General features: G+C 72.3%; 27 protein-coding genes. 11 read left to right on the top strand and 16 right to left on the bottom strand.

What is annotated here, in order from left to right:
• Positions 1 to 31 precede the first annotated feature (31 nt).
• Positions 32 to 1,228: a PHB depolymerase family esterase gene (locus tag AB0F52_RS33375; RefSeq protein ID WP_360179698.1), complete on the bottom strand. Its 1,197-nt coding sequence runs from the start codon at positions 1,226 to 1,228 to the stop codon at positions 32 to 34.
• Between the two features lie 214 nt (positions 1,229 to 1,442).
• On the opposite strand from AB0F52_RS33375, the gene AB0F52_RS33370 reads away from it, so the two are divergent.
• On the top strand, positions 1,443 to 2,747 hold the full coding sequence (locus AB0F52_RS33370) for a tannase/feruloyl esterase family alpha/beta hydrolase (RefSeq protein ID WP_360179867.1): 1,305 nt from the start codon (positions 1,443 to 1,445) through the stop codon (positions 2,745 to 2,747).
• An 8-nt stretch (positions 2,748 to 2,755) separates the two neighbouring features.
• Here AB0F52_RS33370 and AB0F52_RS33365 read toward each other — a convergent pair whose 3' ends face one another.
• The 4 genes from AB0F52_RS33365 to AB0F52_RS33350 form a co-directional block, all read right to left on the bottom strand.
• Positions 2,756 to 3,157, bottom strand: coding sequence for a hypothetical protein (locus AB0F52_RS33365; protein WP_360179696.1), 402 nt, complete (start codon positions 3,155 to 3,157; stop codon positions 2,756 to 2,758).
• A gap of 335 nt (positions 3,158 to 3,492) precedes the next feature.
• Positions 3,493 to 4,473 carry a hypothetical protein gene (locus tag AB0F52_RS33360; protein ID WP_360179694.1) on the bottom strand — a complete coding sequence of 327 codons (981 nt, stop codon included), beginning with the start codon at positions 4,471 to 4,473 and terminating at the stop codon, positions 3,493 to 3,495.
• A complete protein-coding gene (locus AB0F52_RS33355; protein WP_360179692.1) occupies positions 4,470 to 5,681 on the bottom strand; it encodes an MFS transporter in 1,212 nt (403 codons plus the stop codon). Before AB0F52_RS33355 ends, AB0F52_RS33360 begins: the two co-directional genes overlap by 4 nt.
• Positions 5,682 to 5,727: 46 nt before the next feature.
• A complete protein-coding gene (locus AB0F52_RS33350) occupies positions 5,728 to 6,603 on the bottom strand; it encodes an alkaline phosphatase family protein (protein WP_360179690.1) in 876 nt (291 codons plus the stop codon).
• Between the two features lie 222 nt (positions 6,604 to 6,825).
• Here AB0F52_RS33350 and AB0F52_RS33345 point away from each other — a divergent pair, with 222 nt between their 5' ends.
• Genes AB0F52_RS33345 through AB0F52_RS33315 form a run of 7 tightly spaced genes read left to right on the top strand, consistent with a single transcriptional unit; the run spans position 6,826 to position 11,201 of the window.
• Positions 6,826 to 7,080, top strand: a complete 255-nt coding sequence (locus AB0F52_RS33345; protein WP_360179688.1) for a hypothetical protein — start codon at positions 6,826 to 6,828, stop codon at positions 7,078 to 7,080.
• The gene (locus AB0F52_RS33340; protein WP_360179686.1) at positions 7,077 to 8,054 is read left to right on the top strand and encodes an FAD:protein FMN transferase; all 978 of its coding nucleotides are present in this window, start codon (positions 7,077 to 7,079) and stop codon (positions 8,052 to 8,054) included. The genes AB0F52_RS33345 and AB0F52_RS33340 overlap by 4 nt, the downstream gene beginning before the upstream one ends.
• A complete protein-coding gene (locus tag AB0F52_RS33335; RefSeq protein ID WP_360179684.1) occupies positions 8,051 to 8,602 on the top strand; it encodes a ferric reductase-like transmembrane domain-containing protein in 552 nt (183 codons plus the stop codon). Before AB0F52_RS33340 ends, AB0F52_RS33335 begins: the two co-directional genes overlap by 4 nt.
• Entirely contained in the window at positions 8,599 to 9,729 is a 1,131-nt protein-coding gene (locus AB0F52_RS33330; RefSeq protein ID WP_360179682.1) for an NADH-ubiquinone oxidoreductase-F iron-sulfur binding region domain-containing protein, read from the top strand. The genes AB0F52_RS33335 and AB0F52_RS33330 overlap by 4 nt, the downstream gene beginning before the upstream one ends.
• On the top strand, positions 9,726 to 9,920 hold the full coding sequence (locus AB0F52_RS33325) for a ferredoxin (protein WP_360179680.1): 195 nt from the start codon (positions 9,726 to 9,728) through the stop codon (positions 9,918 to 9,920). Before AB0F52_RS33330 ends, AB0F52_RS33325 begins: the two co-directional genes overlap by 4 nt.
• Positions 9,921 to 9,975: 55 nt before the next feature.
• Positions 9,976 to 10,719 carry a Sir2 family NAD-dependent protein deacetylase gene (locus AB0F52_RS33320; RefSeq protein WP_360179678.1) on the top strand — a complete coding sequence of 248 codons (744 nt, stop codon included), beginning with the start codon at positions 9,976 to 9,978 and terminating at the stop codon, positions 10,717 to 10,719.
• On the top strand, positions 10,716 to 11,201 hold the full coding sequence (locus AB0F52_RS33315) for a GNAT family N-acetyltransferase (RefSeq protein ID WP_360179676.1): 486 nt from the start codon (positions 10,716 to 10,718) through the stop codon (positions 11,199 to 11,201). Before AB0F52_RS33320 ends, AB0F52_RS33315 begins: the two co-directional genes overlap by 4 nt.
• Here AB0F52_RS33315 and AB0F52_RS33310 read toward each other — a convergent pair.
• From AB0F52_RS33310 to AB0F52_RS33295, 4 genes are all read right to left on the bottom strand, one after another.
• Complete coding sequence (locus tag AB0F52_RS33310; protein WP_360179674.1) at positions 11,179 to 11,730, bottom strand: YciI family protein; 552 nt, start codon at positions 11,728 to 11,730, stop codon at positions 11,179 to 11,181. The genes AB0F52_RS33315 and AB0F52_RS33310 overlap by 23 nt on opposite strands.
• 66 nt (positions 11,731 to 11,796) lie before the next feature.
• Entirely contained in the window at positions 11,797 to 12,084 is a 288-nt protein-coding gene (locus tag AB0F52_RS33305) for a hypothetical protein (protein ID WP_360179672.1), read from the bottom strand.
• 235 nt (positions 12,085 to 12,319) lie between these two features.
• Positions 12,320 to 14,158 (bottom strand): protein kinase, encoded by a 1,839-nt coding sequence (locus AB0F52_RS33300; RefSeq protein WP_360179670.1) that lies wholly within the window; start codon positions 14,156 to 14,158, stop codon positions 12,320 to 12,322.
• A gap of 48 nt (positions 14,159 to 14,206) precedes the next feature.
• The gene (locus tag AB0F52_RS33295; protein WP_360179668.1) at positions 14,207 to 15,172 is read right to left on the bottom strand and encodes an SDR family NAD(P)-dependent oxidoreductase; all 966 of its coding nucleotides are present in this window, start codon (positions 15,170 to 15,172) and stop codon (positions 14,207 to 14,209) included.
• A gap of 105 nt (positions 15,173 to 15,277) precedes the next feature.
• Here AB0F52_RS33295 and AB0F52_RS33290 point away from each other — a divergent pair, with 105 nt between their 5' ends.
• Entirely contained in the window at positions 15,278 to 15,847 is a 570-nt protein-coding gene (locus AB0F52_RS33290; protein WP_360179666.1) for a DUF6069 family protein, read from the top strand.
• A gap of 5 nt (positions 15,848 to 15,852) precedes the next feature.
• Positions 15,853 to 16,269: a nitroreductase/quinone reductase family protein gene (locus AB0F52_RS33285; RefSeq protein WP_360179865.1), complete on the top strand. Its 417-nt coding sequence runs from the start codon at positions 15,853 to 15,855 to the stop codon at positions 16,267 to 16,269.
• A gap of 21 nt (positions 16,270 to 16,290) precedes the next feature.
• Here the strand turns inward: AB0F52_RS33285 and AB0F52_RS33280 are convergent, their stop codons facing one another.
• From AB0F52_RS33280 to msrA, 5 genes are all read right to left on the bottom strand, one after another.
• Complete coding sequence (locus AB0F52_RS33280; protein WP_360179664.1) at positions 16,291 to 17,094, bottom strand: ABC transporter permease; 804 nt, start codon at positions 17,092 to 17,094, stop codon at positions 16,291 to 16,293.
• Positions 17,091 to 18,068, bottom strand: coding sequence for an ATP-binding cassette domain-containing protein (locus AB0F52_RS33275; RefSeq protein WP_360179662.1), 978 nt, complete (start codon positions 18,066 to 18,068; stop codon positions 17,091 to 17,093). Before AB0F52_RS33275 ends, AB0F52_RS33280 begins: the two co-directional genes overlap by 4 nt.
• Positions 18,069 to 18,147: 79 nt before the next feature.
• On the bottom strand, positions 18,148 to 18,657 hold the full coding sequence (locus AB0F52_RS33270; protein WP_360179660.1) for an OsmC family protein: 510 nt from the start codon (positions 18,655 to 18,657) through the stop codon (positions 18,148 to 18,150).
• Between the two features lie 76 nt (positions 18,658 to 18,733).
• The gene (locus tag AB0F52_RS33265; RefSeq protein WP_360179658.1) at positions 18,734 to 21,010 is read right to left on the bottom strand and encodes a M4 family metallopeptidase; all 2,277 of its coding nucleotides are present in this window, start codon (positions 21,008 to 21,010) and stop codon (positions 18,734 to 18,736) included.
• 321 nt (positions 21,011 to 21,331) lie between these two features.
• Entirely contained in the window at positions 21,332 to 21,847 is a 516-nt protein-coding gene (msrA, locus tag AB0F52_RS33260) for a peptide-methionine (S)-S-oxide reductase MsrA (RefSeq protein WP_360179656.1), read from the bottom strand.
• Positions 21,848 to 21,987: 140 nt separating this feature from the next.
• Between msrA and AB0F52_RS33255 the strand changes: the two genes are divergently transcribed.
• Complete coding sequence (locus AB0F52_RS33255; protein ID WP_360179654.1) at positions 21,988 to 22,368, top strand: STAS domain-containing protein; 381 nt, start codon at positions 21,988 to 21,990, stop codon at positions 22,366 to 22,368.
• A gap of 3 nt (positions 22,369 to 22,371) precedes the next feature.
• Here the strand turns inward: AB0F52_RS33255 and AB0F52_RS33250 are convergent, their stop codons facing one another.
• Both AB0F52_RS33250 and AB0F52_RS33245 read right to left on the bottom strand, forming a co-directional pair.
• Positions 22,372 to 23,076 (bottom strand): 2OG-Fe dioxygenase family protein, encoded by a 705-nt coding sequence (locus AB0F52_RS33250; RefSeq protein WP_360179652.1) that lies wholly within the window; start codon positions 23,074 to 23,076, stop codon positions 22,372 to 22,374.
• Positions 23,077 to 23,098: 22 nt separating this feature from the next.
• The gene (locus tag AB0F52_RS33245; protein WP_360179650.1) at positions 23,099 to 23,974 is read right to left on the bottom strand and encodes a helix-turn-helix transcriptional regulator; all 876 of its coding nucleotides are present in this window, start codon (positions 23,972 to 23,974) and stop codon (positions 23,099 to 23,101) included.
• Positions 23,975 to 24,056 lie beyond the last annotated feature (82 nt).

Below are 24,056 nucleotides of genomic sequence, written 5' to 3'. Positions count from 1 at the left end.
CGCCGCGCCGCGCGGGGTGGCGGAGCCCCGGTCAACACTGCCCGTCGGCGAGGATCCAGTAACCCGGGGACGTCTCCCGCAGCGCGTGGACGGTGAAGGTGTTCCACAGCCCCATGGCCTGGTTCGAACCGTTCGCGTACGTCTGCCCGGCGCTCTGGTGCGCCCGGCCCGCCTGCGTGTGGGCGTAGTTGCTCGCGCTCACGCAGGTGCCCGACGGCGTGGTGGTGGTGGTCGTCGTCGTCGGTGCGGCCGTCGTCGTGGTGCCCGAACCCTTGTCCAGCCCGAAGAACACGCCCGTGTAGTAGCTCGAACAGATCCCGGCGAGGAAGTACGCGCCGGTGCTACCGCACTGCGTCGTGCCCGTGCCGGGGTCGACCGCGGTGCCGTGGCCCATGCCCGCGATGGAGTACAGCTGCACCTTGCCGGAGTAGTTCGTCAACGTCGTGCCGCCGGGCAAGGACTGCGTGCTCGTCGGCGTCTGGGACACGCCGTGCACCGCGGTCCACTGGTCGCGCAGCTCGGTGCCGTTGACCGGGTAGACGGTGTAGTCGCCGGTGCCCTGCCAGATCGCGACCCGCGGCCACGGGCCGCCGTAGCCGGGGTACTGCGCCTTGACCTTCGCCGCCCACTGCGCCGGCGTCAGGTGCTGGTCGTTCTGCTGGCAGTTCGTCGCTTCGGTGACGCTCGTGGCGCACTGGGCCGGCAGCCCGGCGTTGATCCCGCCCGCGGCGAAGACGTCCGGGTACGCGGCGAGCAGGTCGGCGGTCATCCCGCCGCCGGCCGACAGGCCGGTGACGAACACCCGGGCGGGGTCCGAGCCGTGGTCGGCGATCGCCTTGTCCACCATGGACTTGACGGAGGCGGCTTCGCCGTTGCCGCGGGTGTCGTCGGCGGTGGAGAACCAGTTGAAGCACTTCAGCGAGTTGTTCGCCGTCGACTGCTGCGGGAACACGACCTCGAACCCCCAGCGGTCGGCCAGGGCGGGCCAGCCCGAGTGGGCGTAGTAGTCCGCCGCGCTCTGCGTGCAGCCGTGCAGCGCGACGACCACCGGACGGCCGGTCCCGAGCCCGGCGGGGGTGTAGGTGTACATCGCCAGCGCCCCGGGATTGGCGCCGAAACTGCTGACCGGTACGAGGGATGACGGCGGCGGATCGGCGGCGGCCACGCCGACGGTGGTGAGCACGGCGGCGGTGATCGCGGCGAGTCCGGCGAAGGCGAGCTTGCGCATGTGAGCTCCTTCTCGTCGTTGAGAGGGTCCCGGTGACGTTAAGACGGCCGCGCGGCCGCGGACCATGTGGCCGTCCACCACATCGGCTCGCCCGTTCATGGTGACCGGCGGGATGGCTCCGGGGCGCCGCACGCGGTTGGGTTCGGGTATCGCGACGAGGCGGAGGTGGACCGTGCGGGGTTGGCTGGCTGGGGTTCTGGCGGGAGCGCTCGCGGTGGCGGTGCCCGCACCGGCGTCGGCTTCGGCCGGGCGCTGCTCGGGGCACGTGCCCGGTGCCGAAATGTCCGTGGCCGCGTGCCTGGACGACCTGACGACGACCGGAACCGTCGCGTCCGGGCACACCGTCGAGGCCGACTGGGCCGGGCTGACTTCGGCCGGGCTGCCCACCTTCGGCGCCGTGCCCGGCGTGCAGGTCGACGGCTACTTCCCGGACACGTCCACGGCGAACACCAACCACGGCTGGAACCACGACGCGCAGTTCGTGCTGCGGCTGCCGGACCGGTGGAACGGCGGCCTGGTCGTCTCCGGCTCACCCGGCGTGCGGCGCCAGTACGCGAACGACCGCGCGATCGGCGACCAGGCGCTGGCGGAGGGCTACGCGTTCGCCGCCACCGACAAGGGCAACACCGGCGCGGCGTTCTTCACCGACGGCATCCGGCCGGGGGACGCGCCGGCGGAGTGGAATTCCCGCGTCACGCAGCTGACGCTCGCCGCTCGCGCCGCCGCGGCCCGGCACTACGGCCGTCCGGTCACGAAGACCCTCGCCGCCGGGCTGTCCAACGGCGGGTACCTCGTGCGGTGGCAGCTGGAGAACCGGCCGTGGCTCTACGACGGCGGCGTCGACTGGGAAGGGACGCTGTGGCGGGCCGACGGGCCGAACCTGCTCACGTTCCTGCCGCCGGCGCTGCGCGCGTATCCGGCGTACGCGGCGGGATCGCCGTCGGCCCACCAGTCCATTTTGGACGCCGGGTTCGCGCCGGGGTCGGAGTTCCTGTGGGACTACCACTACCGCGTCTACTGGGACCTGACACAGCGGATCTACCGCGAAGAGGTCGACCCGTCGTTCGACGGTCCGCTGGAGGCGGGGACTCCGTTCTGCGCTTCGGGAACGCCGTCCTGCGACGCGGACTACGCGTATGCGTCCCGGCCGCCGTCCGTGGCGCGCGCGGTCGAGCGGATCTCGTTGACCGGCCGGATCGGCAAGCCGCTGCTGACGCTGCACGGCACGCTCGACACGCTGCTGCCGATCACCCGTGACTCCGACGTCTACGACCGCATGATCACGGCCGCGGGACGCGGCGCACTGCACCGGTACTACCGGATCGAGGGCGGCAACCACGTCGACGGGCTGGCCGACGCCTTCCCGGACCGGCTGCGCCCGCTGGGCCCGTGCTTCCGGACGGCGTTCGACGCGCTGGCGGGGTGGCTGCGCGGCCACCGTCCGCCGTCCTCGGCGACGATCGCCCGCCCCGCCGGCGCGACCCCGGCGGAGCTGGCGACGTCGTGTGACCTGGGCTGAGCGCCCGGTCAGTCCAGTTTGCGCAAACCGTCGAGGATGCGGCGCATCAAGTCCGAGTCCGGCGGTGCGAACGCGAACCGCGGGGCCGCGAACCCGGCGGTGACCGGGGCCGGTGGCGGGAGGAAGCCGGCCACGCGGGACGGCAGCCGGGCCGGGGCCGGTTCGCGGCGGGTCTGCGCCGGGATCGGCAGCGTCGGCAGGGCGACCGTGCCCGCGTCGGCCAGCTGCCGCGTGGCCACCTCGCGGCGGAGGCGTGACTGGATCCCGGCGACGGTGAAGTCCGGTTCCGGGTCGGGGGCGGCCGGGGACCGGCGCGGCCGCCGCTCCAGGGTGATCGCCCAGGCCGCCGCGGCGAGGGCCGGCAGCAGCAGCCCGGCGACGATCGCGAGACCCGGCAGGTCGACGGCCATCAGGCGGCCCCGGGCACAGGTAGGAGCATGACGTTCACTTCCGGACGGACGGTACTTCCGCAGCATGGCCGACACCTGGATATTCGACATCAATGAATTTTCGCGGACCCCGAAGCCATCATGAATGACGGTCGACGCTCTCGCAAGCGGCCGAACGGGGTCGACCGTCCGGACGGTAAAACAGCAGCTCAACGCGGGTTTCGCGGCGGGTAGACCGCGCCTCTCACCCAGTAATACGGCCGGCGGTTCGATCCGGTTCACCGCATTCTCGCGCGATTGGACGCCTCAGCGGGAAAGGTGCATCGGCGGCACCCCGCCGGAGGCCGCCGCGGCGCTCACGAACCCAGGGCCGCCGGGGACTCGGCGTCCGGGATCAGCAGCCGGGCGGCGCCGGAGCCGTCGGCCGGGACCGACCAGACGTCCGCGTGGCCCGGGCCGCGGGGCAGGCCGTAGCCGATCGTGTGGTCGTCGAGCCACGCCGGCTGGTCGTCGACGCTGCGGGTCTCCGCCAGCGGTGTCACCTTCGAGGCCGCCAGGTCCAGCACCGACAGGCGCCAGCCCTTGGCCGGGTCGCCGTCCACGGCGGACTTGAACGCCACGCGCGTCCCGTCCGGGGACAGCGACGGGCACTCGACGTTCTCGCGCAGCGTGCGGATCGTGTGCGCGGTGAAGTCGCCCGCGACCAGGTAACGGTGGCCGGCCGTCGACATCGTCGCGTAGAAGTGCCGGTCGTCGCGGGTGAAGGTCACGCCCCAGAAGTTGAGGTCCGGGGCCTGGTACGGCTTCCCGTCGAGCGTCACCGCGTAGTCCTCCAGCGTGCCCGCGAGGTCGCCGGTCGCCGTGTCGAGGATGCCGGCGCGGGTGGAGAACATGCCGCCGTTGTACGAATCGCCGGTGACGAAGACCGTCCACGCGAGCATCCGGCCGCTCGCCGACACCCGCGCCCGGTTCGGCAGCCCGACCAGCGGGATCTCCCGCCGCACGGCCAGCCCCCGGTCGAGCACCGCCAGCTGGTAGGTGGTCAGGTCGCCGTCCTGGCGCAGGCAGAGCCCGGTGCCGCCGGCGGCGTACACCCGCGCGCACGACAGCGGCGACACCGTCCGCGGGCCGCCGGGGTCGGTGGCGGATACCGTCGCGACGTGCCCGCGGTCGGCGTCGCCGGTGCTGCGGAACAGCAGCCGCGGGCCGGGGTCGAGGCTGACGGCGCCGGTCGGGGTGACATCGTGGCCGCGCGCGCTCGCGAACCCGACGTACGCGACCGCCGCCCCGGCGAGCACGAGCACGCCGACGACCGCGATGAGGATCCGGGTCTTCACGCCGGCACCTTCCGCGGGGAGAGCACCGCGAACGTGACGGCGATCGCGACCACGGCCCCGCCCGCGGCAACCGCGATCGCGAGGTTCGCGCCCCAGAACTGCCACGCCAGTCCGAAGAGGACGGACGAGGCGAAGTAGGCGAGCGCCTGTGCGGTCTGGACGAGCGAAATCCCCGTGGTGCGCAACGACTCCGGCAGCAACGGGCCGGCGAGCGCCATCAGGACGCCGTCGGTCGCCGCGTAGAACGCGCCGTACAACGCCAGGGCTCCGGCGAACAGCGGCCAGCCGGACACCGGCCCGGCCAGCAGCAGGTAGACCAGCGCCAGCGCGCCGTAGCCGCCGAGCACCACCGGCAGCCGCCCGACCCGGTCGGCGAGCACGCCCAGCGGCGCGGCGAGCAGCAGGTAGCTGAGGTTCGTGCCGACCGCGAGCAGCGGGAACCAGCCGGTGGCGATGTCCTCCTTGTGCTGCAGCAGCAGGTAGACGAACCCGTCGCCGACCGTGGCCAGCCCGAGCACGCACGCGGCCACCAGCAGCCGCCGCACGCCGCTGCCGCGCAGCAACGCGGCCGCCGCGCGCGGCGAGACCGGTGTCGCGGCCGCTTTCGGCGTCCGGCGGTCGCGGACGAACAGCACCAGCAGCAGCACCCCGATCGCGGCGATGCAGAAGCTGACGACGAACACGGCGTCGAACGCTTCGGGGTCGGTGGCCCCGACGGTGGCCAGCACGGCGAGCGCGACCAGCGGCCCGGCGAACGCGCCCACGCTGTCCATCGCGCGGTGCACGCCGAAGGCCCGCCCGAGCAGCGGCTCGGGTGCCGACAGCGTGATCAGCGCGTCCCGGGGCGCCGTCCGCAGGCCCTTGCCGGCGCGGTCGAGGGTGATCACCGCGCCGATCGCGGCCGCCGACGCTCCGGCGGCGAGCAGGCCGAGCTTCGCCACCGCGGACAGCGCGTACCCGGCGCCGGCGACGACCTTGCGCCGCCGGACCCGGTCGGCGACGTACCCGCCGACGATCCGCAGCAACGCCGTCGCGCCGGTGTATAGGCCGTCGACCAGCCCGTACGCGGCGGGGCTCAGGTGCAGCCCGAGGACGAGGTACACCGGCAGGACCGCGGTGACCATCTCCGAGGAGACGTCCGTGACGAGGCTGACGGCACCCAGTGCGAAGACGTTCGCGCCGACCGCCGAGAGCTTGCGCTTGGACACCGTCCCAGCATGCTCTCGGCGGCCGATGGTGGACAGGTACACGCGGTTACTGCCAGACGTCGAGGATCGGCGACTTGCTCGCGGCGTTGCCGATGCCGGGCAGGCCGTAGGCCGCCTCGATCGTGCGCAGGACGGTGTAGTGGTTGATCGACTCGCTGTAGCTGCCGACCTTGACGCCTGCTCCGGTGAACGTCGTGAAGATCTGGTTGACCGACGTGCCGCTGTCCTCGTCGAAGGTGGTGATCAGCAGGCTGTTGTGGGTCTTGGCCCACTGGGCGTACGCGTCGAGGTTCTTCTTCAGCCAGGTGTCGCCGGTGCCGACGCCGCAATCGTGCATGTCGTTGCACATATCGGGCGTGACGAACGAAACGGTCGGCAGCTGGGTGAAGTCGGCCGGGAAGCCCGAGAACCGGACGTTGCTCGCGGCGGGGACGTTCGAGAAGTCGACCCAGCTGTTGTGCTTGCGCCGGTAGGTGCCGCTGGAGCAGCCGGTGTAGCCGTCCGAAGGCATGGCTTCGGAGTAGCCCTTGAAGGTCTTGCCCGCGCCGATCAGCTGCTGGCCGAGGTTGGCCTTCGCGCCGAGGTTGGCCGGGCAGGTGTCGTCGGTGACACCCTGCGTCGCGCCGGAGAAGAGGGCGACGTAGTTGGGCTGGCTCGGGTGGGTGATCGCGAAGGAGTTCGTGAACTTCGCGCTCTGCGAGGCGAGGGTGTTGAAGTAGGGCGCGCTGGAACTGCCGTTGATCGAGGAGTACTTCTTGTTCTCGAACATCACCAGGACGATGTGGTCGAACGCCGGCACGGCCGCGGCGGTCGGCCGGACGGCGGCGGACTCGTCCGTCCGGGTGACGACGGCCGCCGTGGCGACGCCGGCGGTGACCAGGGTGGCCGCGGCGAACGCGGCGAAGATCCGCTTGCGGATCATGGGTCCTCCAGCACTGAGGGGGTGGGCGCCTCATGGTGCCCACGGCAGGGGGCCGGTGCGTGAGGTGCTGTGGTCCGGTTCGTGAACACCAGGAAACCTCCGGCGGACAACGGAAAGAGTGGGTGAATGGCTTTCCGGTGTCAACCTCCTTTGGTTGGGGCGTCAGGGCTTTGACAGGTCGTTCCCAGCTCGTTCAAAGGAACGGCGCCGACACTCGGTGCCATGGAACCCATCACCCCGGCCGGACCCGCCCGCCGCGAGCAGGGACGCCGCAAGGCCGCACTGGCGACGGCGGCCGCCGCGGTACTGGGCGCGGCCGCGGTCGGCGCCATCGGCTTCGGCCTGTCGGCGGCTTCGGCCGACACGACGCAGAACACCACGACCACTTCGACTGATTCTCAGGACCAGCTCGAGGCGCCGGACAGCGGCTTGAGCGGCGGCTCCGGCCACGCGCACACGGGCTCGGGTGCGTCGTGACCACGGCATTCCCGGCCCTGGGCACGACGGCGGAGCTGCTGGTGACCGACCCGGCCCGGCTGGGGGCGGCGGTCACGGTGCTGCGGGAGGAGCTGGCGGCGATCGATGCGGCGTGCAGCCGGTTCCGCCCGGATTCGGAGATCTCACGGCTGCACGAGGCGGCCGGGCGGGAGGTCCGGGTGGGGCCGTTGCTGGCGGAGGCCTTGGCGGTGGCGTTGCGCGCGGCCCGCTTGACGGACGGACTGGTCGACCCGACGGTGGGGGCGGCGGTGCGGGCGCTGGGGTACGACCGCGACTTCGCTTTGGTTGCCGGTGACCGGAACACCGCGGTTTCGAACGTCGCGAATGACTCATTCGGGACCTCCGACGTCCCGAATGAGTCATTCGCGACTCCCTTCGGTCGCGCGCCCGGCTGGCACCGGATCCTCTTCGATCCGGTCCGGCGGCTCGTCGTCCTGCCCCGGGGTGTCCACCTCGACCTCGGCGCGACCGCCAAGGCCCTCGCCGCCGACCGGGCCGCCCGGCGGATCCACGCCACCGCCGGCTGCGGGACCCTCGTGAACCTCGGCGGCGATCTGCGCGCCGCCGGGCCGCCGCCCGACGGCGGCTGGCTGGTCGCGCTCGGCGACGATCACGCCGACGCCGTCAGGCGGCCGGACGCCACCGTCGCCCTGCACCGGGACGGCGCGCTCGCCACCTCCGGGACCACCCGGCGGCGCTGGCGCCACGGCGGCCGGACCGTGCACCATATCGTCGATCCGCGCACCGGCGACGTCCCCGAACCGCGGTGGCGCACGGTCACCGTCGCCGCCAAGTCCACTGTGGACGCCAACACCGCGAGCACCGCCGCGATCGTCCTCGGGGCCGGCGCACCCGCCTGGCTCGAGCGACGGCACCTGCCCGCGCGGCTGGCCGGCGTCGACGGCGACGTCGTCACGACCCCCGGCTGGCCCGCAGAGCGGGAGGCGGCATGAGCTCCGCGGTCTGGTACTTCAGCCGCGCGACCGGGCTCGTTTCGCTGGTGCTGTTCACCGGCGTCGTCGTCCTCGGCGCGCTCGGCGCCGGCCGGTTCGCCACGCGCGAGTGGCCGCGGTTCGCCGTCGCCGCCGTGCACCGGAACCTGGCGCTGGCCAGCCTCGCGTTCCTCGCGGCGCACATCGCGTCGGCGGTCCTCGACGGGTACGTCCCGCTCGGCTGGCTCGACGTCGTCGTCCCGTTCGGCGCGGACTACCAGCCGCTGTGGGTCGGGCTCGGCGCCGTCGCGATCGACCTGGTGCTCGCGATCGTCGTCACCAGCCTCGTGCGCACCCGCCTGCCGGCGCGCGGGTGGCGCACCGTGCACTGGCTCGCCTACCTGTGCTGGCCGGTCGCGCTGGTGCACGGCTTCGGCATGGCCGAGGACGACTCCGCGTACGGCTGGATCGTCGCGCTCGACGTGTTGTGCGTGCTGGCCGTGCTCGGGTCCGCCGGGTACCGCGCGGCCCACGTCCGCAAGTTCGCTGCCCTGGGAGGCACCCGATGAGCATCCTGCCCCCGCACCGGCTCGACCTGGCCGGCCACCGGCGCCGCAACGGCGTCGTGCCGTGGGTCGCCTACCACGGCGACGACGGCCGCGACCGGCTGATCGACGCCGTCGAGGCGGCTGACCTGCGCGGCCGTGGCGGGGCGGGCTTCCCGACGGCGGTGAAGCTGCGCGCGGCCCGGTCGAAGCGCTCGATCGTCGTCGCGAACGGGTGTGAAGGCGACCCGCTGAGCCAAAAAGACGCCGCGCTGCTGACCCTTTCGCCGCACCTCGTCCTCGACGGCCTGCAGCTCGCCGCGCACGCCATCGGTGCCGCCGAGGCCGTCCTCTGCGTGCACGCGGGCAGCCCGGCCCTGCCGGGTGTCGGCGCCGCTCTCGCCGAGCGCGAAGACCGGGTGCCGGTGCGGGTCGCGGAGATCCCGCGCCGGTACGTCGCCAGCGAGGAGACCGCGCTCGTCCGCTACCTGACGTCGGGGGACGCGCGGCCGCTCGGCAAACGGCCCCGGCCGGCCGAACGCGGGGTGCGCGGGCGCCCGACGCTCGTGTCCAATGTGGAGACACTGGCGCAGCTGGCGTCGGTGGTTCTCCTGGGGCCGCACCACTATCGCGCGGCCCGGACCGAACTCGTCACGGTCACCGGTGCGGTCAGGCGGCCCGGCGTCGTCGAAGTGGCCGCCGGGACGTCCGTGGCGGGCGCGCTGGCCGCGGCGGGTGGCGAAGCGGAGCCGGTGCAGGCGGTGCTCGCCGGCGGTTGCGGCGGGACGTGGACGGCGGAGCTCGGCAGTGGTGTGCCGGGGATCGCGGCGGTCCACGCGTTGCCGGTGCGGGCGTGCGGGCTCGAGTACACCGCGAAGGTGCTGGCGTTCCTGGCGGCCGAGTCGGCCCGGCAGTGCGGACCGTGCACGTTCGGGTTGCCCTCGATCGCGGCGGACTTCGCGGAGCTGATCCACGGCGGCCCGTCGGCGCCCCGGCTGGCCCGGCGCCTCCCGCTGCTCACCGGCCGCGGCGCGTGCGCCCACCCGGACGGCGCGGCCCGCCTCGCGGCGAGCGCGCTGCGGGTGTTCGACGCCGACGTCCGCGCGCACCAGGCCGGCGGCCGGTGCCGGGTCCCGGCGGGTGTCGCATGAAGGTGACAGTCGACCCGATCAGGTGCCGCGCGCACGGGTTGTGCGCGGATCTGCTGCCGGAACTGGTGCGGCTCGACGAATGGGGCTATCCGGTGGTGGCTCCGGGCCCGGTGCCGGCGGGACTGGCGGCGGAGGCGCGTGCCGCGGCCGCGGCGTGCCCGGCGCTGGCGTTGCGGCTGCGGAAGGACTGAGCCGGCGCGGTAATCCGGTCGTGCCGCCGCGGCGGAGCCATTAGCCTTCGCCATCATGGACGGCAAGCTCATCGACCGGATCCGCGGCGCCCGGCGGATCGCCGCGCTGACCGGCGCGGGCATCTCCACCGCGTCCGGGATTCCCGACTACCGCGGTCCGGAAGGCGTCTGGACGCGCACGCCGAGCGCCGTGAACGCCTTCACCCTCGAGAACTTCCTGGCCGACGCCGGCGTGCGCCGGGAGTTCTGGCGGACATACGCGGGGCACGCCGCCTGGCGCGCCGAACCGAACGCGGCCCACCGCGCGCTGGCGGAACTCGACCGCACGGGCGTCGCCGTCCGCGTGCTCACCCAGAACGTCGACGGGCTGCACCAGCGGGCCGGCCTCGCCGCGCGCAAGGTCCTCGAACTGCACGGCACCATGCACACCACGCGGTGCACCGGTTGCGCGGCGGACTTCCCGACCGCGGAGATCCTCGCCGCGGGCGACGACGACCCGTCGTGCCCGCGCTGTGGCGGCATTCTCCAGCTGGACATCGTCCTTTTCGGACAGAGGCTGGACGGCGCCGTCCTCGGCCAGGCCAGGACCATCGCGGCGGCGAGCGAGCTCTTCCTGGCCATCGGCAGTTCGCTGCAGGTGGAGCCGGCGGCGTCGCTGTGCACGATCGCCGTGGGGGCCGGAGCGACGCTCGTCGTCGTCAACCGCGACCCGACGCCGTACGACGACGACGCCGATTTCGTGCTGCGGGACGACATCGAGACCGTCGTGCCGGAACTCTGCGCCGCGGTGAACCGGTGATCCGCGAAGCCCGCGGCGACGACTGGCCCGCGATCTGGCCGATCATCCACGACGTCGTCACCGAGCAGCGGACCTTCCCATACGACCCGGCGATGACCGAGCGGGACGCGCGGCGGATGTGGCTGCGCGACCCGCCGGCCCGGGTGGTCGTCGCGCTGGACGGCGACCGGGTGACGGGCACGGCGAACATGTACGAAAACCGGCCGGGGCCCGGCAGTCACGTCGCCTCGGGCAGCCTGATGGTCGCGAGGGCGGCGCGCGGCGCGGGCGTCGGGCGGGCCTTGACGACGGACCTGATCGGCTGGGCCCGGCGGAGCGGTTTCGCGGCGATCCAGTTCAACGCGGTCGTCGACGTGAACGTGGCCGCGATCCGCCTGTACGAGAGCCTCGGGTTCGTGACGCTCGGAACGGCGCCGGGCGCGTTCCGGCACCCGGCCGAGGGCGACGTCGGGTTGCGCATCATGTGGCTGGACCTGCGGTGACCCGCCCGCCGAACCGCCAGATGCGCACTTCGACGGCGGCGTACCGGGCCGGGGTGAGGACGCTGCGTGCCGCGCTCGGGGTCGCCGCCCTCGTCAGCGCGGCGGTGCCGAGCCAGGCGGTGCCGTCGTCGGACAGGAGCGGTCCGTAGGCGATGAGATCGTGCCCGTCCGGCGGTTCGACGTCGGCGGGCGGCCCTTCGCCGAGGCCGAGGACCAGGTAGCCGGCCGGCTCGCCGGGGGAGTCCCACATCGTGGTTCCGAGGGCGTTGCGCCACCGGCGCAGCAGGACGTCCCGGTACCCACCGGCCTGATAGGTGGGCTCGTCGAAGGCGAACGCGCGGGCCGCGGCCGGGTCCGGCAGGTCGAGGGCGTGCACGCTGCCGGTGGGGGTGCCGGCGTCGTCCAGCGTCGGGCCGCGGGCGATCATCCGGGTCGCGTAGCGGTCCATGTAGGCCCAATGCGCTTCCAGCGTTTCCTGCCGCAACGCCGATGACCCGGGGCGATCACGGTGGTAGCAGAAGAACTCCATGGACCGCACGTTAGCCTTCCGCCGTCGACCAGCCGGCCGGGGAATGATCGAATGGTGCGCTTTCGTTCAATGGCGCCGATCCGATCCGGTCAGTTCTTCGGCGAAGATGGTGTCGATCTTCCGGGCCGCCGTCCGCAATTTCGCGACGCTCGCGGCGAGCAGCGCGAACGCGGCCGCCGGCACCACGAGCAGCACGGGCGGCCACCCGAAGCCGGCGACGGCGACGGCGCAGACCAGCGCGGAGATCAGGAAGACTGCCCGGCCGGCGACCCGCGGCCACACGGGACGGGGCTTGGCGTGCCGGCCGCGCGGGGTGCGGAAAACCGGCCGCGCGAGGGCAGCGTTGACACTCATCCAAACCTCCGGAAACATCGTCGAGCCGGCGGGAGGGGATTCCCGGCGGCAGTGCCCGGCGCGGTGCGAAGTGCAGCCGGCACGTGGTGTGTGTCGGCCCGGACGCAGCTCCGGTTACCTGTCGTTATTGGTTCGAGTCCCCATTCAGGGAATGTAATTACCGTGGGTTCCGGAGGGTACTCCGCACTAGGGCCGTTGGACCCGGTTTCGCGCGCCGGAGGTCCCGGGCCGCCGCTCAGGAGTCGCGGCCGGGGCCCTTGCCTTTGCCCTTGCCGGGGTTCTCGGTCTTTTCGGGCTTGCCGCCCGGCTTCGGCGGCTCGGCGGCGGGCGGCGGGGTTTCGTGGGTGACGGCGGCGGGCTCGAGCGACGCCGGTCCGCTGGTGGCCGGACCGGGGCCGCCGGCGTCGGAGTGCGGCGCGGAGGTACCCGGGTCGGCGAGCGGGGTGGACGACGAAGGTGTGGACGTGGCCACCGGGGTGTGCGCGGCGGGCGGCTGGGCGGGGGAGCTGGTCCCCGTGTCCTGGTTGATCAGCACCAACGCGGACACCGCGGCAACGGCGGCGGCGGTCAGCCCCGCCGCGGCGGCCAGCCGGCGGCGGCGGGGGCTGTCGGCCGGGTATGCGGCCGTGGCCGCGGCCGCGACGGGATGGAGGTGGGTGGGCGCATCGTCGGCGGGCCAGTCGTGGCCGGCCGAGGGGGTGCCGTGGGCGGGCACCGCGCCGGTCGCGGGCCCCCCATGACCGGCAGCCGAGGGGGTCTCGTGGGCCGGCACCGCGCCGGTAGCGGGGCCGCCCAGACCGGCGGCCGGATGGGTGTCTTGTGCCGGCACCGCGCCCGTCGCGGGCCGGCTGTGGCCGGCGGCCAAGGGGGTCTCGTGAGCCGGCACCGCGCCGGTCGCGGGGCCGCCCAGACCGGCGGCCGTGCGGGTGTCTTGTCCCGGCACCGCGTCAGCCGGCCTGCCAAGGCCCGCCGGACCGGAAGCCGCGCGCGCCGGGCCGGCGGCGGAACTCGCGCCGGCCGTAGCCGCGCCGAGGCCACCGGCGTTCGCGGCGGCAGCCGCCTCCTGGCGCGCCGGGCGGCGACGCCACCGCGGGCTGCGCTCCGGCCGGCTCCACGGCAGCGTCGGCGGCGGGGCGTGCAGCATGTCCAGGACCTTCGCGGCCGTGGGCCGGTCGGCGGGCTCCCGCTGCGTCATCCGGCGCAACGTGTAGGCCAGCGTCGGCGGCGCCTCCTCCGGGATCCGCGGTGGTCTCGTCAGCCGGGCCATGGCCGCCTCGACCATCGTGCCCGGGTACTCCCGTTGTCCCGTCAGGCATTCCAGCAGGATCAAGCCCAGCGCGTAGACGTCCGCCGGTGGGCCCGCCGGCTCGCCCGACACCTGCTCCGGCGCCAGGTACGCCGCCGTCCCCGGGATCAGGCCGGTGCCCGTGATGTGCGTGGTGTCGAGGGCGTGCGCGATGCCGAAGTCGCCGATCAGGGGACCGTCCGCGGACAGGAACACGTTGGCCGGCTTCAGGTCGCGGTGCACGATCCGCCGCGCGTGGACGTGGGCCAGTGCCTCGGCGAGCCCGTCGGCCAGCGCCGTCACGTCCGCCGCCGGCATCGGGCCGCCCAGCAGGCGCTCCGCGAGGTTCTCGCCCTCGACGAGCTGCATCACCAGGTACGTCCGGCCGTTCTCGTCGCCGCTGTCCAGCAGCGCCACCACGCCCGGGTGGCTGATGCTGCCCTGGATCGTCATCTCGCGCAGCCGGCGCCGCTGGTCGAGCGCCACCGCGTCCCGGTCGTAGATCTTCACGGCGACCTCGCGGGTCAGCCGGACGTCGTAGGCGCGGTAGACGCGGGCGGTGGCGCCGCTGCCGATCAGCCGGCCGACCTCGTAGCGCCCGCCCAGCAACCCGGGCGGCCGCTCGTCGTCGAGGGCGCGGCGCGGGGTGATGGTGAATTCACCGAGTGCGTAACGGCCACAGGTGACTTCCGCCCCGTCGCTCGTCGGCGGGCGCCCCGTTCTCCCGGCTTCGTCGGCCACGGGCGCCAAATACCCCGGTCCCGCGAACGGCAAACGTCGGAAGATCACGAAGAAAGTATCGTCCGGGGTCCCGCCGACGTGACAATCAGGGCGCGATCACGGCCGCGCGAACGCGTCCACACCGGTGAGCTGGGCCGACAGCGTCCACAGGCGAGCGGCCTGCTCGCGGTCGACGGCGTACCCGCGGACCCCGGACTCGGCGAGGCCCTCGGCGCCCTCCGGCGCGAGCTCGGCGACGTCACAGTCCTCCAGGTACAGCCCGCCGAGCCCGGCCAGCTGCGGCGAGGTCGCCGCCCAGACCGTGGTCGCGGCGCCCTGCTCGGGGGTCTTGAACCGGACCAGGTAGTTGCCGGCCTCGTCGATCCAGCCGCGTTCGATCATCTCCGCCCGCGGCAGGTGCCGCTGCAGCGGCGTCATGATGCCGCCGGGGTGCAGCGCGAACGCGTGGACGTCCTTCTCGGCGCCCAGTCGGTCGAGCTGGACGGCGAAGAGCACGTTCGCCGTCTTGGCCTGCCCGTAGGCCTGCCACTTCTCGTAGCCGGTCTCGAAGTGGACGTCGTCCCACCGCATCGGCGAGTAGTGGTGGCCGCGCGAGGACAGCGAGACCACGCGGGCGCCCTCGGCGATCGCCGGCCACAGCCGGTTGACCAGCGCGAAGTGGCCGAGGTGGTTGGTGGCGAACTGGGCCTCCCAGCCCGGCCCGACGCGGGTCTCGGGGCAGGCCATGATGCCGGCGTTGGCGATGAAGAGGTCGATCCGCCGTCCGGTCGCCAGGAAGCGCCCGGCGAAGGCGCGGACGCTTTCGAGGTCGCCCAGGTCCAGCTCGTCGACGTCGACGCCTTCGATACCGGCGAGCGCTTCCTCGGCGGTCTCGCGGCGGCGGGCCGGGACGACGACGTGGGCGCCGGCGCCGGCCAGCGCGCGGGTGGTTTCGAGGCCGATCCCGGAGTACCCGCCGGTGACGACGGCGAGCTTCCCGGTGAGGTCCACGCCTGCGACGGCTTCGGCGGCCGTGGTGGTGGCGCCGAAGCCCGAACCGATCTTGTGCTGTGCGGTGGTCATGGATCCGACGTTACGAGCTGGAGTGCACTCCAGCGCAAATCGCGGCCGGGGCCGAAACGGGGGACAATCGGGGGGAGAGGCACAGCCGACCCCAGGAAGGCTCTGATGTCCGACTACTACGGGAACCAGCCCCAGGACGTCCGCCCGGGCATCGACGCGCGCCGCCTGTGGGCGGGCGGCGTGGCCACGGCGGTGGTCGCGGCCCTGCTCGCGGTCGTCGGGCTGCTGATCGCACGCGGGATCTTCGAGGTCGAAGTGCTCGCCCCAAAAGGCGAAGGCGTCTGGGGCAACGCGAGCACCACGACGTACGCACTGGTCGCCGCCGCGGTGGCCCTGCTCGCCACCGGGCTGATGCACCTGCTGAGCGTGGCGACGCCGGCGCCGTCCCAGTTCTTCGGCTGGATCATGGTGCTCGTCACGCTGATCGCCGTGGTGCTGCCGCTGACCCTGGCGGTGGCGCCGAGCGCGAAGATCGCCACGGCGGCGATCAACCTGGTGATCGGCCTGGTCATCGCGGCGGTGGTGAACAGCATGGCGGCCAGCGCCCGGACGCTGCACCGGCGCCGCACCCAGCAGAGCGCGCCGCCGCCGGCCCGGCAGCAGGGCGCGCCCCCGCCGCCGACCCGCCAGCAGTGGACCCAGCAGGACCCGCCGACCCGGTACTACGACCGGTGACCGTCATGGACGTCCGGGACACCAACCGCCGGGTGATCGAGCAGTTCCGCGCCGGCGGCGAGGTCGAGGGCATGCACCGCGAGCGCCTGGCCCTGCTGACGACGACGGGCCGGGTGTCCGGCGAGCCGCGGACGGTCCCGATGATGGTCCACCGCGACGGTTCGCGGTGGCTGGTGGTGGCGTCCAACATCGGCGCGCCCCGCCACCCGGACTGGTACCTGAACCTCGAGGCCGACTCACGGGTGCGGGTCGAGGTGGACGGCCGGTCCTTTGACGCGGAGGCGCTGCCGCTGCTGGGGGCCGATTACGTGCGGACGTGGACGGAGCTGGAGAAGGAGTACCCGTTCCTGGCGGATCACGAGGCGAAGGCCCGGCAGGCCAGGCGGGTGATCCCGATCGTGGAGCTGTCCGAAGAGGACTGAGCAAGTCCTCTTCGGACTGTTTTACTTGCTCGCCACCCGGCGGTACCGCGCTGTCGCCAGCGGGGCGAAGATCGCGATGATCGCCAAGCAGCACAAAATCGCGTACAGCGCCGCGTTCTCCGCCGGCCAGCCCGTCGGCGGGGCGCCGAAGCGGTTGCCGAACAAATCGCGGGTCGCGTTGATCACCGCCGTGAACGGGTTCCACTCCGCGATCGCCTTCAAGAACGGCGGGAGCGTGTCCGTCGGGACGAACGCCGAGGAGATGAAGCTCAGCGGGAACATCCAGATCAGCCCCGCGCTCTGCGCCACCTCCACGCTGCGCGCCGCCAGGCCGATCAGCGCGCCGACCCAGGACAGGGCCCACGCGAACATCAGCATCACCAGGTAACCGAGCAGCGCGTCCCAGAAGCTGCCGCGGATGCGCCAGCCGACCAGCAGCCCGCACAGCGACATCACGATCAGCGCCACGACACTCACGACCAGGTCCGACGTCGTGCGGCCGAGGACCACCGCGATGCGGGACATCGGCAGCGAGCGGAACCGGTCGATGATGCCCTTCTGCAGGTCGTTGGCGAAGCCGATGACCGTGAACGCCGAGTTGAACGCCACCGTCTGGGCGAAGATCCCGGCGATGAGGAACTCGCGGTACGCCGCGCCGCCCGCTTCGCCGCCGATCGCGTTGCCGAAGACGTAGGCGAACAGCAGCACGAACATGATCGGCTGCAGCGTCGCCGCCATCAGCCAGTCGGGGTTGCGGCGGACGTTCATCAGGTTGCGCCACGTGACGATGCCGCCGTCGGAAATGCCCTTCGCGAACGCGTTCACTTCGAAACCCCCTCGGCCGGCGAGGCACCGTGGCCGGTCAGGGACAGGAAGACGTCGTCCAGCGTCGGGCGGTGCAGGCCGACGTCCTGGACCGTGATGCCGTGGGAGTCGAGCCGTCGCAGGGCCTCGATCAGCGCCTTCGGTCCGGTGTCGACCAGAATCTCGGCTCGCCGCGTGTGGTCGTCGCCGGACGGCTCGCCGGTGCCGACCTCGCGCAGCACGGCCAAGGTCGCCGGCAGGTCCGCGGCCGAGGCGACGACCAGCTCCAGGCGTTCACCGCCGATTTGGGCCTTCAGCTCGTCCGCCGTGCCGCGCGCGATCACCCGGCCGTGGTCGATCACCACGATCGAGTCGGCGAGCTGGTCGGCCTCTTCGAGGTACTGGGTGGTCAGCAGCACGGTCGTGCCGTCGGCGACGAGCTCCTTGATGACCTCCCAGGTGTCGAGCCGCCCGCCCGGGTCGAGGCCGGTGGTGGGCTCGTCCAGCACCACGACGGTCGGCTCGGCGACGAGCGCGCCGGCTAGGTCGAGGCGCCGCCGCATCCCGCCGGAATAGCCCTTCGCCGGCCGGTCGGCGGCCTCGTCGAGCCGGAACCGCGTGAGCAGCTCCCGGGCGCGTGAGCGGGCCGCGGCCTTCTTCCGGCCGTAGAGCCGCCCGACCATGTAGAGGTTCTCGAACCCGGTCAGGTTCTCGTCGACGGCGGCGTACTGGCCGGACAACCCGATCCGCTGCCGCACCTCGTCCGGCTCGGCCAGCACGTCGTACCCGGCCACGTGCGCCGACCCCGAGTCCGGGCGCAGCAGCGTGGTCAGGATGCGCACGGTGGTGGTCTTCCCGGCGCCGTTCGGGCCCAGCAGGCCGAGCACCTGCCCGGCCGGGATGTCGAGGTCGACGCCGTCGAGCGCGCGCGTCGAACCGTAGGTCTTCACGAGCCCGCGTACCCGGACGGCTGGGTCCGGTCCCGGCTGTGGCATGACGGCTCCCCCTTCAGGTGACCCCGACAAGCTAGGCCACCCTGCCCGGTTTGTCCTCCGGGTTTCTCCCTGAGACGGCTCAGTTCGCCGAAAGCGTGACGGCGAACTCCGGGGGCGTCCGCAGCGACTGGAACACGACGCAGTAGCGCTCGGTCAGCTTCTTGAGCGTCGCCAGCTGGTCCTCGCTCGCGTCGGTGTCGAGGTCGAACGACAGTCGGATGGCGCGGAAGCCCACCGGGGCGTCCTTCGCGACGGCGAGGGTGCCGCGGAAGTCCAGGTCGCCCGCGGCCCGGACGCGCCCGCCCCGGACGGTCAGGCCCAGCGACGTCGCGACGGCCCGCAGCGTCACCCCCGCGCACGCGACGAGCGCTTCGAGCAGCATGTCGCCCGAACAGGCGAGGGTGCCGTCGCCCCCGGTGGCCGGGTGCAGCCCGGCTTCCACCACCGCGCGGCCGGTCTCGACCTTGCAGGAGATGCCGAGGCCGGCCAGCTCCGCGTCGGCGTGCAGGGTGACGAGCGCGCTCTCCGGGTCTTCGCGGTACTTGTCCTTCAGCGGCGCCTGGGTCGCCCGCAGTTCTTCGGTGTCCATGCGCCGATTCTGCTCCGGAAAACGCAGAAGCGGGGAGACCGGTTTCCCGGCCTCCCCGCTACTGGTATTCAGTTGTTCAGCTCAGGGTGACGGCCACGTCGTCGATGACGAACGAGGTCTGCAGCGAGCTGTCTTCGGTGCCGGTGAACTTCAGCGCGAGGGTGCCGCCGGCCGCCGACGAGACGTCGATGGTCTTGAGCGCGTACCCGGACGCCTTGTTCAGGTTGGAGTAGCTGCCCAGCGTCGTGCTGCCGTTGGCCACGGTCAGCTTGTCGTAGGCGGTGGAGGTGGTCGTCTCCGCGGTGTCGATGTGCAGGTAGAACGTCAGGCTGGCGTGGCAGCCCGCCGGGATGCTCACCGACTGCGCGATCGACTCGGTGGTGGTGGAGCCGTAGCCGTCGAGCCAGGACGAGTAGGTGCCGCCGTGCGCGGCCTGGCCCTGCGAGCCCCACTGGCCGATGGAGCCGGTGGTGCCGGTCCAGCTGCCGCTACCGGATTCGAAGCCGCCGTTGACGATCTTCTGGCCGGAGCAGCCGCCGGTGGTGCCGACGGTCCAGCTGAACGACGCCGTGCCGGAGTGGCTGGCGCTGTCGGTCGCCGTCACCGTGACGTTCGAGGTGCCCGCGGTGGTCGCGGTGCCCGAGATGACGCCGGTGGACGAGTTGATCGACAGGCCGGCCGGCAGGCCGGAGGCCGACCAGGTGTAGGGCGCGGTGCCACCGGAAGCCGACAGCGGCAGGTTCACCGAACCACCGGTCGTGGTGGACTGGTTGCCCGGGTTGGACACGGTGACCGTGCCGGTCGCCGAGCACGTCGGGTCGGCCGACTGCGCCGGCACGCTGATCGCGTCCCACGCCGCCTTGACGGTGTTGAACTCGGTGCAGCTGCCCGGGAACAGGTTCTTCGCCGCGGTCAGCGTCCAGGTGCGGTACTTCAGGTACGAGCTGCTGGAGGTCTTGAGCAGCATCGCGTTGTAGAAGATCTTCACCGCGGTCTGCACGCCGAGACCGGTGACGGTGGAGCTGTTGCACGTGGTGCTGGTCGGCTGCCCGTTGGTCGGGTTCGTGCCCTCGGCCAACAGGTAGAACCAGTGGTTGCCGGGGCCGGCGGCCGCGTGCACCTCACCGTTGGGAACGCTGCTGTCGTAGCAGTTCTTGTCGCCCAGCGCCGACGGGTTGTACATGTTGCGGATCGGGCCGGAGCCGACCAGGTTCACCTGCTCGCCGACGAGGAAGTCCGGCTTGTCGTAGGGAGCCGGCTCGTTCGCGAACCACTCGGTCGAGGCGCCGAAGACGTCCGCGACGAACTCCTGGGTGCCCGCACCCGAGATGCCGCCGGGGGTGTGGTCGTCGATGCCGTGGCCGTGCTCGTGCGCCACGACGTCGATCGAGCCGATCCAGCCGCCGGCGGTGTTCTTGCCGATCTGGACCTGGCTGCCGTCGTAGTAGGCGTTCTGGTCGTTCAGGCCGACGCGGATCGGCCAGCCGCCGCCGTTGCCGTCGAAGCCGTTGCGCCCCAGCCACTGCGAGAGCATCTTGTTCTCGGTCTGGGCGGCGAACAGCGCGTCGACGCAGCCGGTTTCGCGGTTGCTGGCGGTGCCGTTGCCCCAGAGGTCGTCCGGGCCGCTGAACGTGGTGTTGTTGGCCGCGTCCTGGCAGGACGTGTTGGTGATCGCCGGGTCCTTCAGCGAGTACGTGCTGCCCGAGTGCGTGGTGTCGAGGTGCACCGGGTTCGGGCCGTTCCACGCGCTGGTGCCGTCACCGTTGAGGACGTGCTCCTGGGTCTTGAGCACCTTCCCGGTGGCGGCGTCGACGATGACGTCGAGCCGGCTCGGCCCTTCGGCGTCGCGGCCGACGACGGTGCTCTTCCACGCCAGCGTCGGGGAGCCGAGCGCGAAGACGACCTGCTGCGCCGGGCTCACGCTGTCCACCGCGGACAGCTGCTGCCGCGCGGTCGCCTCGGCCGCGGCCGGCGAGACCTTCGCGGCGGTGGTGGCGAGGTTGATCGTCTGGTCCTGGGCGACGGAGGTGCCGAGCACCTGGCCTGTCGAGTCGGTCGCCACCACGAAGTCGCCGCCCACCACGGGCAGGCCCTTGTAGCTGCGCTCGTAGGGGATGTACTTCAGGCCGTTGGTCGCGGAAATCGCTTTCTGAGCCAGGAAAACGTCGTCCGAGCTCGCGTGCAGCGCAGCGGGCCTGCTCGCCACGAGCCCGGCCGCCGCCGACACGGCCAGGGTCTGGGCGTCCGGGACGGCGTTCGGGGTGGCGGGCTGGGCCTGGGCGGTGGTGGTCGTGCACACCGCGGCGATCAGTGCGCCGCTCGCGGCCAAGACGAATGGACGTCTCAGGTGCATCGGGGGATCTCCTCCGGGCAGGGCGAACCGGCCCGGGGTCGAGCCGGGCCGAGAACGGGGACGACGGGGAAAAATGGTGCGGCTTAGCGGAAATCAGCATCCGGTGTGAAAGCCCTGTGAACAAGCGACGAACGTAGGGGTCTTATCGGCAATGAGCAATACTTCCCAAAAAGGACATTTGACATTATTGGGATCTGCGGTGTTGTCTGTCCATTCAGGACTCCGTGGAGATCACCGCCGTTCGGACGATCTTCATTGCGTCCGAGACGACGAAGGGCCCCTTCGCCGGGATCGGCGAAGGGGCCCTTCGGTGGTGCTGGGTCAGGCGGTCTTCTCGCGCTTCGGGAGCTTCCAGCCCGAGCGCACGAAGTGGCACGTGTACCCGTTCGGGATGCGCTGCAGGTAGTCCTGGTGCTCCGGCTCGGCCTCCCAGAAGTCACCCACCGGGCTGACTTCGGTGACGACCTTGCCGGGCCACAGCCCCGACGCGTCGACGTCAGCGATCGTGTCCTCGGCGACCCGCTTCTGCTCGTCGTTCTCGAAGAAGATCGCCGAGCGGTAGCTCAGGCCGATGTCGTTGCCCTGGCGGTCCTTCGTCGTGGGGTCGTGCACCTGGAAGAAGAACTCGAGCAGGTCGCGGAACGTGGTCTGCGCGGGGTCGTAGACGACCTCGATGGCCTCGGCGTGCGTGCCGTGGTTGCGGTAAGTGGCGTTCGGGACGTCGCCGCCGCTGTAACCGACCCGGGTCGAGATCACCCCGGGCTGACGGCGGAACAGCTCCTGCATGCCCCAGAAGCAGCCGCCGGCCAGGACGGCCCTTTCGGTTGACGTGGTCACGGCGTCACTCCTTCTCCTCGTGCGGTGCTACCGCCCGTTACAACTGCCCCGGCCCCCCGATGATTCCACGCGGGTATTACGGAAGCCTGACGCGACGTGGGACGATGGGCCCCGGGACGGGATGACTCCCGGGAGGCGCGATGCGCGACGACGACATCGCCTCGGAACGCTCCGGCGGCGTGCTGGTCGTCGAGATGTGTGGCGAGCCGGGCATCACGAAGGTGCTGCGCCGGGCGTCGGTGCTCGAAACCGCCCTCTGCGAACTGCCGTGGCCCCGGCTGCTGGTGATCGACCTCGGCCGGCTGGACTTCCTCTCCGAACGCGGCGTCCACAGCCTGCTCGAGGCGATCCAGCGCTGCCGGGACCGCGGCCTGCCGGGGTGCCTGGTCGCCTCCCCGGGCACGGGCGTCGAACGGGTGGTCCGTCGCACCGGGCTCGGCGAGTTGGTGCGGGTGTTCCCGGACCGCCTGGCGACGATCGTCGCCTACCAGCCGGTCGAGGTGCGCTGGCTGCCCTGCTGAGCGTCAGCCGAGGCCGTAGGTCTGGGGGTGGTCGACGGTGCACACGAGCGCGTCACGGCGGGCGTGGCCGCCTTCGGGGGCGATCAGCGGGCTGGCGGTGTGCAGGAAGCGGGCGTCCTCGAAGACGATCAGCTGCCCCGGCTCCAGCCGCTGGGTGTGGACCGCGGTGTCCGGGGCCTCGGGGCGGAACAGCGCCGTCTCCGCCCCGGTGCCGGCGCGGTCCACGACGTAGACGAAGACGAACTCCTCGCCGTCGGCGTGCGGGCGCGTCACGACGTTGGTGAACGTCCGGAAGATGTTGACGCCGAACGTCCCCCGCCGCCGGCGGCGGCCTTCCGGGACGAGGCCGAGCGCGGCGCGGATCCAGGCCGCGAACAGCGGATCGTGCGCCACGGGCGTCCGGGCGTACTCGCGCCGCCCGGGGCGGCCGCCGCGGTCCTCGATGGCGATTTCGGCGTGCTCGGTGAGCACCGGGGTCTCGCCGTCCCACGCGTACTCGACGACGTCGCGGGCCCGCTCCCGGTCGGCGGGGATGTCGCCCGGGTAGCGGCGGAGGACGTCCGGGGTGAAGTACGTGCGCAGCAGGTGGTCGCGCAGGCGAGCGCCGGGCAGGCCCAGCTCGTCGTCGGAGACGACGAGGTAGCCGTCGGTGTCGAGCCGCTTCCGGTACAGCCGGAGGTCTTCGCCGACGAATTCGTTCGGGATCATCACGCTGCGTCCAGGGCGGGGGTCAGCCGAGCTCGTGCGCTCGGATTCGGTGGATGAGGTCGCGGCTTTCGTCCGGGCCGCACGAAGCGGTCACGAGTGCCTCGTGGTAGCCGCGGTAGCGGTCGACGACCGTGGCGGTCTCGATGTGCCGGAACCCCGCGTGCGTTTCGATGTGCACGATGTCGCGGTCCAGGGCGTCTTCGAACTCGAAGTAGGCGTACATGCAGCCCACCGAGAACACCGGGGGATGGCTGTAGGGGAACACCCGCAGGTCGATGTTCGGCTCGGTCGAGCGTTCGAGCAGGTGGTCCAGCTGGGCCCGCATGATCTCGCGGGAACCGACGAACTGCCGCAGGCCGGCCTCGTGGGTGACGGCGACCAGCCGCAGCGGGTCGATACCGTCACGCTCGACGAGGGCCTGCTTGCGGCGCTCCCTCAGCATGACGAGCCGGTCGACCTCGGCCGGCGACCACCACGGCTCCTGCGTCGAGTACTGGGCACGCGCGTAGTCGGTCGTCTGCAGCAGGACGGGCAGGAGCGGGATGGTGTAGATCCTGGCGACGGTCGCTTCCGATTCGTAGGCGAGGTGCGCGTCCAGCCCCGGGGTGGCCACGGCCTGGGAGTAGTCGGTCCACCACCCCTGCCGCCCGGACATCCCCACCCAGCGCATGAGCCGCTCGGCCAGCTGCGTGTTCTCGATGCCGTAGTAGCGGATGAGATCGCGGACGTCCCGGGCCTGCGGGCTGCCCTGAGCGTTCTCCAGCCGCGAAAGCTTCGAGGTCGAGATCAGCAGTGCTTCGGCGACTTCCTCCAGCGTGCGGCGCGATTCGTCCCGGAGGCTGCGCAGGGTGTCCGCGATCCTCCGCCGCGGCACGATCGGGCCTTGCGTCGGTGCCATGGGACCCTCGCTTTGCCAGTGCAGCATGGGCGGCGACCCGTGGGAACGAGGTCCTGGGTTCCCAGCGGGAACCGGACGTTAC

The organism is Amycolatopsis sp. NPDC024027 (genome assembly GCF_040638975.1).
In the GTDB taxonomy this organism is placed as follows: Bacteria; Actinomycetota; Actinomycetes; order Mycobacteriales; family Pseudonocardiaceae; genus Amycolatopsis.
This window is presented reverse-complemented; position numbering and strand designations above follow the sequence as displayed.